The following is a 9,751-nucleotide window of genomic DNA, read 5'->3' as shown; positions in this document are numbered from 1 at the left end:
GACCGGCAGGTGCGCGGCGAGCTGCTGCGCCGCCTGCGCGACGCGCACGCGGCGCTGCCCCTCGCGCGCCTCGAGGACTCGGCCGACGACCGTGCGCAGGTCATGCGCTGCCTCGACTCGCTCGTCGCCGACGGGCTGGTCGAGCCCTTGTCCCGAAACTGGTTCGCGCTCCCCTCCTGACCCCGCCCGTCAATCCCAGTCGAGTGCCCACTTCCCACGCCGCCCGGCGGAGGGGTGGCGAGGATCCAAGTCGAGTGCCCACTTCCCGACGCCGCCCGGCGGGTGGGGAACTGTGCACTCGACCGTGGGCTGGCCCAGACGCAGTCAGAGGTTGCCGAGAACGGACTGCACGTCGATAGTGATGACCACGCGCTCGGGGTTGGGCCGCGGCTCGCGGTAGCGGACGGCATACCTCTGCACGGCGTCGGCGACGGAGGCCGGGTCGTCGAGGATGCGCGCGGTGCCCTGGAGGGAGAGCCAGTGGCGCCCGTCGACCTGGCACAACACCGCGGGGCAACCTGCCCCCGCGTTGCGGGCCTTGCGGCTGGTGCGGCTCGTGATGACGCGGGCGACCGACGCCTCCGTGTCCCAGGTGAAGCCGACCGGAACGACGTGCGGCGAGCCGTCGGGGCGCAGGGTCGTCAGCGTCGCGAGGTGACGCACCGCCATGAACTGGAGCGCTTCCGCGGACAGGTCACGGGGGAGGGTCGCCACGCGGGTCAGACTATGAGGCTCAGGGCCATGACGAGCACGAACCCGACCACGGAGATGACCGTCTCCATGACCGACCACGACTTGATCGTCTCGCCGACGGTCAGCCCGAAGTACTCCTTGACGAGCCAGAAGCCAGCGTCGTTGACGTGACTGAAGAAGAGCGAGCCGCAGCCGATCGCGAGGACGAGCAGCGCGAGATGGCTCGAGGTCAGCGTCGACGCGAGCGGGCCGACGATGCCGGCGGCCGTGATGGTCGCGACGGTGGCTGAGCCCGTGCCGAGTCGGATGAGGACGGCGACGAGCCAGCCGAGGAGGAGCACCGACAGGTTGACGCCGGTGGCCCAGTCCTTGATGACGTTGCCGACACCCGCGTCGACGAGCGTCTGCTTGAAGCCACCTCCCGCCGCGACGATGAGGATGATGCCGGCGACACCGGGCAGGCTCGCGCCCAGGCTGTCGCTGGCCTGGATCCGCGTCATCCCGGAGGCGAGACCGAGCCGGAAGTAGCAGAAGATGACGGCGACGAGGAGGGCCACGATCGGGGTGCCGATGACATCGGAGACCTGACGGACGCCGCTCCCCTTGTCCGACACGGCCAGCTTGGCGATGGCGTCGATGAGCATGAGCGCCACCGGGAGGGTGATCGCCACGATGGCCGAGCCGAAGCCGACGCGGCGGCGCCCGGGCTCGAGGGGGGCCTCGAGCTCCTCGAGGTTCTCGAAGCGACCTCCGGCCGCAGCACGCGACGGCGGCGTCGTGCCGTGCGGGCGATCCGCGACGGCCACACCGCCCACGCCCGCCGACACAGGGGTGCCGACGAACGTGTCGACGTACTTGGGCACCCAGCGGTCGACGAACCGTGCGAGCACCGGACCGGCGACGATGACGGTCGGGATGGCGATGAGGATGCCGTAGAGCAGGGTGAGACCGAGGTCTGCATGGAGCAGACCGATCGCGGTCAGCGGACCGGGGTGCGGTGGCACCAGGCCGTGCAGCACCGAGAGACCGGCGAGGGCCGGGATGCCGACCTTCATCACCGAGAGGCCGGTCTTGCGGGCCACGAGGATGACGACCGGCACGAGCAGCACCACGCCGACCTCGAAGAAGAGGGGAAGGCCGAGGATCGCCGCGATGACGGCCATCATCCACGGCAGGCCGCCCGGCCCGACCCGCCCGACGAGCGTCGAGACGATGCGGTTCGCGCCCCCGGAGTCCTCGAGCATCTTGCCGATCATCGCCCCGAGGGCGATGAGCACGCCCACCGCGCCGGCGGTCGACCCGAAGCCGGCGATGAAGCTGGTGACGATGTCGTTGGGCGGCATGGTCGCCACCGCGCCCAGCACGGCGGACCCGAGCATGAGCGCCAGGAAGGGGTGCAGCTTGACGAGGGTGATGAGCAGCACGACCGAGAGGATGCCGAGCAGGCACGCCACGACGAGCTGCGCGTTCCCGGCATACGGCTCCTTGGCGGCCGCGCCGGCAAGGCTCGTGAGGGCGGGATCCAGTCCTGACGGAAGCGTGGTCAAGGTGGTGAGTGTCATGCGGTGGGGTCCTTCCTGAGTCCGAGGGCATGCAGGGATCGGGAGAGCACCTCGGCCGCGGTGCCCTCGTTGGTGACCGAGACCCCGGGCTCGTCGGCAGCGAGGGGCTCGAGAGTCGCGAGCTGGCTGGGCAGGAGCGAGGCCGGCATGTAGTGACCGGGTCGGTGCTCCATGCGGTCCTGGATGACCTCGCTCGGCGCCTCGACGTGGAGGAAACGCACGTGGGGACGGCCCCGGCGAAGGAGGTCCCGGTAGACGCGCCGCAGCGCCGAGCACGTGACGACGGCAGACTCGCCGGCCTCCTCCTTGCCGCTGATCCAGTCGCCGATGGACTCGAGCCACGGCCAGCGGTCGTCGTCGGTGAGCGGTTGGCCGCTGTGCATCTTCGCGACGTTGGCGTCGGAGTGGAACGCGTCTCCCTCGGCGAACTCCCAGCCCATCACCGTCGAGATGCCCTTGGCGACCGTGCTCTTGCCGCTGCCGCTGACACCCATGACGATGACGACGTCGGGTTGCGGTGGTGAAGCGGATGACGGGTCGTCCACGAAGTCCGGCATATACGGAACGTACTCCCGTTGAAGACCGTCCCGCTCGCCGGTAGCGTGGCCCCTTGTGCCTGCCCTCGTCCGTCCGTCGTGAGGACCTTCTGGCTGCTCGCTCGAGCCGGCTTCAGGAGGCACTCGACGTACCGACTGGCGCTCGTGGCCGGGATGACGACGAACTCCGTGTTCGGCATCATCCGGGCCTCGATCCTGCTCGCGGCGCTCGCCTCGGCCGGCACATCCATCGGGGGCTACGACGCCCCGACGGCGATCGCCTTCGTCTGGTGGGGCCAGGCGCTGCTCGGCACGGTCAACCTGTGGGGCTTCGCCGAGGTCAAGGACCGCGTGCGCACGGGTGACATCGCCGTCGACTTCCTCAGGCCGATCGACCCCCAGCTCGCTTACCTCGCAGGCGATCTCGGCCGCGCCGGCATCAATCTCCTCGGTCGCGGCCTGCCGGCGATCCTGCTCGGGGCGCTCCTCTTCGACATGGCGCCGCCGCCCTCAGCGGTCAGCTGGGCAGCGGGGGCCGTCTCGGTGCTGCTGGCGGTCGTCGTCGCGTTCGCCGGCAACTTCGTCATCAACCTGCTCGCGTTCTGGCTCGTCGAGATCCGCGGCATCATGCTGCTGTGGATGATCACGGGCGGCCTGCTCTGCGGGCTCTACCTGCCGGTGCCGTGGTTCCCCGACTGGCTGCGCACCGTCGCCCACTGGTCGCCGTTCCCGTCGATGCTGCAGAATCCCATCGACATCCTCGCCGGACGCGTCGTCGGGTCCGACATCGCCTCGGCGGTCGCCGTGCAGGTCTTCTGGGCGCTCGCGCTGCTCGGGCTGGGGCACCTCGTGCTCCGCGCCGGCCGTCGTCGCCTGGAGGTGCAGGGTGGCTGACCTGACGCTGGCCGAGCGGCTGCGCCCCTACCGGGTGCTGCTCGCCTCCCGCGCCCGGGCGCAGATGCAGTACCGCCCCTCGTTCGTCACCGACATCCTCGGCACCGTCGGTGTCGGCCTGGCCGAGTTCGCCGAGGTGTGGATCATCTTCCACAACGTCGACGTCCTCGGCGGGCTCGACTTCACGGCAGCGCTGCTCGTCTTCGCGCTGTCCAACGTGGCGTTCTCGCTCGCCGACATGTTCGTCGGACACCTCGACCAGCTGCCGCGTTACATCCGGGCCGGCCAGGTCGAAGCCTTCTACGTCCGCCCCCTCCCGCTCCTCGCCCAGCTCATGACGAGCGACCTGTCGCTGCGACGGATCGGGCGCCTGAGCGTCGCACTCGTCGTGCTCACCTTTGCACTGACGAGGGCGGACATCGACTGGTCGGCGGCCACCGTCGCGCTCATCGTCCTGACGGTCGTCAGCGGCACCGCGATCTTCTCGGCCCTGTTCACCGCCGCGGGCGGTCTGCAGTTCTTCCTCGTCGACGGATCGGAGTTCACCAACGCCTTCACCTATGGGGGGTCGTATGCCGCCCAGCAGAGCCAGCAGGTCTTCCCCGACCCGCTGCGCATCTTCTGGATGTTCGTCGTGCCGACCGCCTTCGTCGCCTACATCCCGGCCGTGGCCATCCTCGACCTGCCGGGAGACCCTCTCGCGCCCCACTGGCTGGCGTGGTGCACGCCACTGGCAGCCCTGCTGGCCTGGGGCATCGCCGGCCTCTGCTGGAGGCTCGGGACCCGTCACTACCAAGGAGCCGGCGGATGAGCATCGATAGCGCCATCATCGAGACGCGCGACCTCGTGCGCGAGTTCAGGAAGACCCGTGCCGTCGACCGGATGACCTTCTCGGTCGCACCCCGTGAGGCGGTTGGCTACATCGGCGCCAACGGTGCCGGCAAGTCGACGACGATCAAGATGCTGACCGGCATCCTCAAGCCGACTGCCGGACACGTGCGCACGTGCGGGCTGGACCCCATGCGTCAGCGGGTCGAGGTGGCACGGAGGGTCGGCGTCGTCTTCGGCCAGCGCTCGCAGCTGTGGTGGGACCTGCCGCTGCGCGACTCGTTCGCCATCCTCGGGGCGATCCACCGCCTCGACGAGGCGGCCACGCGGGCGCGCACCGACCTGCTCGTCGAGCAGCTCGAGATGGGTCCCCAGCTCGGCACGCCGGTGCGTTCCCTGTCGCTCGGGCAGCGGATGCGGGCCGAGATCGCGGCCGCGCTCCTGCACTCCCCGGAGCTGCTCATCCTCGACGAGCCGACGATCGGTCTCGACGTGCTCTCGAAGCAGCGGCTGCGCGAGTTCCTCGTCGCCGAGCGACGAGAGCGGGGCACCACCCTGCTGCTGACGACGCACGACATGGGCGACATCGAGCGGCTCTGCGACCGGGTCCTCGTCGTCGACCACGGGCGGCTCGCCTTCGACGGCACCCTGACGGGCCTGGCCGGGACGGTCGGGGTGCAGCGCGTCCTCGTCATCGACCTCGCCGCGCCGACGGCCGACCTCGACGACGTGCCCGGCGCGACCCTCGTCGAGAGCGAGTCCGATGGCCTGCGCCAGCGCCTTGCCTTCGATGCCGAAGCGACGACCGTTGCGGCGGTGCTCGCCCACGTGTCGTCGCGCCACGAGGTGCGTGACCTGACGATCGAGGAGCCGGACATCGAGGACGTCGTCCGTCGCATCTATGCCGCGTCGGGACGCGCCTGACGCCGTCCCCTGAGGCGTCGAGAACTGAGCACTCGACCGGGTCGACGGCAGGAACCGGTCGAGTGCCCATTTCCCTGCGTCGGGAACTGAGCACTCGACGCGGTCGACGGCAGGAAACCAGTCGAGTGCCCATTTCCCTGCGTCGGGACTGGCTCTCAGTCCTGGGCAGCCACTGAGCGGGCCAGCAGGCGGGTCGTCGAGACGAGGACGGCGACGAGCACGACAGTCGCGAACACGACGAGCACCGCAGGCGCCGGGAAGAACGTCACGGCGAGGCCGGCCGCGACGACGGGGATCGTGATCCCCGCGTAGGCGGCGAGGAACATGCCGGCGAGCGTCTCGCCGCGGTGCTCCGGCGACGAGACGGTCGCCGCCGTCGTGATCGCGACGTTGAAGACGAGGCCGACACCGGCTCCGGCGACGACGCCGGCGAGCGCGAAGAGCGGGAGGGACGTGGTCCAGGCCCCGACGGCGACGAGGACGAGGCCGACCGACATCGACGCCATGCCGGCGCGCAGCCGCTCGGGCACCTCGCGGGAGCCGAGCACGATCTGCGACAGCGTGGACGCCCCGATGACGCCGAAGACGATGGACCCCGTGAGCAGTCGCGAGTGGAGGCCGAGCGTGCCGCCGACGAAGCTGGCCGTGAGGGAGGTGAACACACCCAGCACGGAGAAGGCTGCGGCGGCAGCCACCGCAGCGGCCGAGAAGTGCGGTCGCGCGGCCGGCTCCACGCTGACGCGCTGCGGTCGGTAGGCCGGGCGCACGGCCGGCCGGTCGACGGTCTCGGGAGCGAGCAGCAGCGCCGGGAACGCCAGCGCGAGCAGGACGACCCAGACGGCATACGGCACGGTGAGGGGGTGGGGCAGGAACTGTGTCAGCAGCCCGGCGACGAGGGGACCGAGCGCGAGCCCGCCGGTGTTGACGGCGCCCGCGACGACCGACGTGAAGCGTCCGTCGGCGTCGGGGCGGCCGACGGCGTGCAGCTCGGCCAGGTGGGCCGTGGCGGTGGCCGTGACGGCGCCGATGCCGAGGCCGCAGAGGAACCGGGCCACGAGCAGGCTGGCCGTGTCCTGGAGCACGACGAACATCACCGCGCTGACGAGCTCGACGGCCGTGGCGGCAAGGAGCACGCGGCGGCGGCCGAGGTAGTCGCTGACGTGGCCGGCGAGGTACAGGCCGCCCATGACGCCGACGCCGTAGGCCGCGAAGATCAGCGTGATGACGAAGGTCGGGAAGCCGTCGAGCCGCTGGTAGAGCGGGTAGAGCGGAGTGGGCAGCGTGGTGAACGCCATGAGCACGGTGAACGCGCCGACGACGACCCAGAAGCCGCGGCGGTGGCGTGCTCTGCGTGCGTCGTCATGGGAGGCGCGCTCGAGGTGGTCGCTCGTCATCGTCATGGGACCAGCGTGCGCCTCGGCATTGATCGTGTCCAACGAGCATTATCGGTCACATCCATCGATGAGATCGATGGATGATGAAGCATGGACACCCGGCATCTCGAGTACTTCGTCGCGGTCGCCGAGGAGCTGAGCTTCACGCGCGCCGCCGAGCGGCTCCAAGCGGTCCAGTCGACCGTCTCGTCCGGCATCGCGGTGCTCGAGCGCGATGTCGGGACGGCACTGTTCATCCGTTCGACCCGGCACGTCGCGCTCACCCGCGCCGGCAGCGACCTGCTGCCCCGTGCCCGGACGGCGCTGGAGGCCGTCAGCCAGATGCGTAGCGCCGGTGCGGTGGCGTCCGGCGGCGTGACCGGCGCGATCCGGGTCGGGATGCTGACCAACCTCGAGTTCCTCGGCCTGCCCGCGGTCTTCGGCGCCTTCCACCGGACGCACCCGGGAGTCGCGCTGTCGATGCGGACGTCGCCGCGCGGCTCGACCGGCCTCGTGGACGACGTGCGCCGCTCGCGCGTCGACGTCGCCTTCTGCGGCCTCGCGCTCGACGACCTCACCGGTGTCCACACCCAGGTGCTGAGCCGCCAGCCGTTCGTCGCCCTGCTGCCGTCGGGGCACGCCTTGGCGACCCGGCCGTCCGTCGCGCTGGCCGACCTCCTCACTGAGGACTTCGTCGAGATGCCGCCGGGCTTCGGCAACCGCAAGGTCGTGGACGACTGGCTCCGGTCCGCGGACTTACGACGCCGGGTCACGGTCGAGGTGCCCGACCTGTCGACGGTGCCCGCCTACGTCGCGGCCGGCCTCGGGGTGGCCGTGGTCCCCGAGCAGACCGCAGCCGCCGACACCGGCGCCGACACCGAGGCTGACGGGGTTGTCGTCGTCCCCCTCGTCGAGGAGCTGGTCTGGGAGCTGTCGGTCATCGCCCGGACCGACGGGCGGTCCCCGGCGGTCGACGCGCTGCTGGCGCACCTTGCAGCACACGTCCCACATCGGGCGTGACCTGACCTCGGCGTTTCGGGAAGCCCGGGACGCCGGACCAGTCGCCGGACCAGTCCTGTCGACGATCAGAGGGTGCGCAGCATCCGGGTGTTGCCCAAGGTGTTGGGTTTGACGCGCTCGAGGTCGAGGAACTCGGCGACCCCCTCGTCGTAGGAGCGCAGCAGCTCGGCATAGACGTCCATCGGGACGGCCTGGCCCTCGATGACCTCGAACCCGTGGCGCACGAAGAAGTCCGTCTCGAACGTCAGGCAGAAGAGCCGCTCGACGCCGATCTCGCGCGCGTCCTCGACCAGCGTCTCGAGCAGGCGACCGCCGAGGCCGGTGCCGAGCTGGTCGGGCGCGACGGCCAGGGTGCGGACCTCGGCGAGGTCCTCCCACATGACGTGGAGGGCCCCGCAGCCGACGACCCGTCCGTCGAGGTCGGCGACCCGGAACTCCTGGAGGCTCTCGAAGTAGGTCACGGCCTCCTTGCTGACGAGCACCCGGCGCTCGGCGAGCGGGGCCACGAGGGCCCGGATGGCGCGGACGTCGGCCGTGCGGGCGCGCCGGATCACGGGAGTGCCGCCACTCACGAGAGGTTCCCGTCGCGGAAGTCGGCGAAGAGGCCGTGAGCCTCGGTCCCGAGCACGACGATCGACTGCTGGCCGGCCCACCCGGTGGGCCCCCTGGCGACGCCGTGCCCGAACTTCGTAGGGTTGAGCAGCTCGAGGCCGGCGACATAGGTCAGCACCTGCTCGGCCGACAGGTTGGTCTTGACGACCTTGCTCGCGTTCGAGAGCACACCGGGGATGGCGGTCGGCCCCGCCAGCTTGGCCTGAATCCCGACCGCGAGGATGAGCTCAGCCTGGTGGCGTGAGCGCCCGAAGTCGCCGTCGGGCAGCGTGTGGCGCTCGCGCGCGTAGGCGAGGGCCTGGGTGCCGGTGAGGTGCTGGGGGCCAGCCTTGATGATGATGCCGGCGTGTGACGCGTTGACCGTCTGCGGGACGACGATGGGGATGCCGCCCTGCTCGTCGACGACGTGGGTGAAGCCGGTGAAGCCGGTGACGACGTAGCCCTCGATGGGCAGCCCGGTTGCGGAGCGGACTGTGTTGAGCTCGGCCTGTGGGCCGCCGAAGACCATCGCCGAGTTGATCTTGCCCTTGCCGCCCGTGGCGAGCGGAACCCACGAGTCGCGGGCGATGCCCATGACGCCGCCGCCCCCGCGCCCGTCGGACCCGACCACCTGGAGGCTGTCGGCGCGGGTGTGGCTCAGGTCCTCACCCGGGCGCGCATCGGACCCGATGCCGAGCACCCAGCGTGGGCCGCCCGTGCCCAGGCTCGGCGTCGCGACACCCATGGAGGGCCACCAGCCGCCGACGACCTTCCACGCCGGTCCGACGGCGAGGGTGACGTCCTTGCCCGCGGTCACGACGGCGACCGGCGTGCCCATCCACGACCCCACCTTGGCGGTGGCCGTCACCGGCCCGGTCGCCGGCTTGCGGGGCTTGAGCGCCGCGCCCGCGGTGGGGGAGCACGTATGCGTGAGGTCGCCTCCGGCATACACGGTCGAGACGAGCGCGGCCAGCGACGCCGGCGCCCCGCTCACCCGGACTCCCGACGCGGTCGTGGGGGACAGACCGCCGTCTCCTGACGGTCCCGAGGAGGACGAGGTGGACGCGGTGGACGAGGAGGGACCCGTCGGTGCCGGCGACGGCGAGGTGCAGGCCGAGAGTGCGACAGCACCGGCCGCCGTCACCGCAAGTGCACCAGTGATCGCCGGAACACGGACTCGGCGACGGACCTGGCGGGCCTGGCGACGGACGTCTGACGCGCCGACTGGTGGGTTCAAGGGGTCGTCGGGGCGGTCCTCGGAGGTCACGGGCCCACGGTAGACGACCACCTCGGGCGGTGCCTGAGGCTGTCCGGGCGAGCGCTCCTGCCC

Annotated in this window: 10 protein-coding genes and 1 pseudogene; 5 read left to right on the top strand and 6 right to left on the bottom strand. The window is 71.1% G+C overall.

What is annotated here, in order from left to right:
* Positions 1-180 (top strand): annotated as a pseudogene (locus AC1DP0_RS12215) (A/G-specific adenine glycosylase); the annotation flags it as partial.
* A gap of 144 nt (positions 181-324) precedes the next feature.
* Here the strand turns inward: AC1DP0_RS12215 and AC1DP0_RS12210 are convergent.
* Genes AC1DP0_RS12210 through AC1DP0_RS12200 form a run of 3 tightly spaced genes read right to left on the bottom strand, consistent with a single transcriptional unit; the run spans position 325 to position 2,812 of the window.
* Positions 325-714: a pyridoxamine 5'-phosphate oxidase family protein gene (locus tag AC1DP0_RS12210; protein ID WP_478084831.1), complete on the bottom strand. Its 390-nt coding sequence runs from the start codon at positions 712-714 to the stop codon at positions 325-327.
* Between the two features lie 5 nt (positions 715-719).
* Positions 720-2,255: a GntT/GntP/DsdX family permease gene (locus tag AC1DP0_RS12205; RefSeq protein WP_478084830.1), complete on the bottom strand. Its 1,536-nt coding sequence runs from the start codon at positions 2,253-2,255 to the stop codon at positions 720-722.
* Positions 2,252-2,812, bottom strand: a complete 561-nt coding sequence (locus AC1DP0_RS12200) for a gluconokinase (RefSeq protein WP_478084829.1) — start codon at positions 2,810-2,812, stop codon at positions 2,252-2,254. The genes AC1DP0_RS12205 and AC1DP0_RS12200 overlap by 4 nt, the downstream gene beginning before the upstream one ends.
* Positions 2,813-2,890: 78 nt before the next feature.
* Here AC1DP0_RS12200 and AC1DP0_RS12195 point away from each other — a divergent pair, with 78 nt between their 5' ends.
* Genes AC1DP0_RS12195 through AC1DP0_RS12185 form a run of 3 tightly spaced genes read left to right on the top strand, consistent with a single transcriptional unit; the run spans position 2,891 to position 5,437 of the window.
* Entirely contained in the window at positions 2,891-3,685 is a 795-nt protein-coding gene (locus tag AC1DP0_RS12195) for an ABC transporter permease (RefSeq protein WP_478084828.1), read from the top strand.
* The gene (locus tag AC1DP0_RS12190) at positions 3,678-4,496 is read left to right on the top strand and encodes an ABC transporter permease (protein ID WP_478084827.1); all 819 of its coding nucleotides are present in this window, start codon (positions 3,678-3,680) and stop codon (positions 4,494-4,496) included. The genes AC1DP0_RS12195 and AC1DP0_RS12190 overlap by 8 nt, the downstream gene beginning before the upstream one ends.
* Entirely contained in the window at positions 4,493-5,437 is a 945-nt protein-coding gene (locus tag AC1DP0_RS12185) for an ABC transporter ATP-binding protein (protein ID WP_478084826.1), read from the top strand. Before AC1DP0_RS12190 ends, AC1DP0_RS12185 begins: the two co-directional genes overlap by 4 nt.
* Positions 5,438-5,592: 155 nt before the next feature.
* On the opposite strand, the gene AC1DP0_RS12180 is transcribed toward AC1DP0_RS12185, so the two are convergent.
* Positions 5,593-6,837: an MFS transporter gene (locus tag AC1DP0_RS12180; protein ID WP_478084825.1), complete on the bottom strand. Its 1,245-nt coding sequence runs from the start codon at positions 6,835-6,837 to the stop codon at positions 5,593-5,595.
* Positions 6,838-6,921: 84 nt separating this feature from the next.
* On the opposite strand from AC1DP0_RS12180, the gene AC1DP0_RS12175 reads away from it, so the two are divergent.
* Entirely contained in the window at positions 6,922-7,830 is a 909-nt protein-coding gene (locus AC1DP0_RS12175; protein WP_478084824.1) for a LysR family transcriptional regulator, read from the top strand.
* A 65-nt stretch (positions 7,831-7,895) separates the two neighbouring features.
* On the opposite strand, the gene AC1DP0_RS12170 is transcribed toward AC1DP0_RS12175, so the two are convergent.
* Both AC1DP0_RS12170 and AC1DP0_RS12165 read right to left on the bottom strand, forming a co-directional pair.
* Positions 7,896-8,402: an amino-acid N-acetyltransferase gene (locus AC1DP0_RS12170; protein WP_478084823.1), complete on the bottom strand. Its 507-nt coding sequence runs from the start codon at positions 8,400-8,402 to the stop codon at positions 7,896-7,898.
* A complete protein-coding gene (locus tag AC1DP0_RS12165) occupies positions 8,399-9,415 on the bottom strand; it encodes an LCP family protein (protein WP_478084822.1) in 1,017 nt (338 codons plus the stop codon). Before AC1DP0_RS12165 ends, AC1DP0_RS12170 begins: the two co-directional genes overlap by 4 nt.
* Between the last annotated feature and the right edge of the window lie 336 nt (positions 9,416-9,751).

It is taken from the genome of Terrabacter sp. P5_B1 (assembly GCF_056400505.1).
This window is presented reverse-complemented; position numbering and strand designations above follow the sequence as displayed.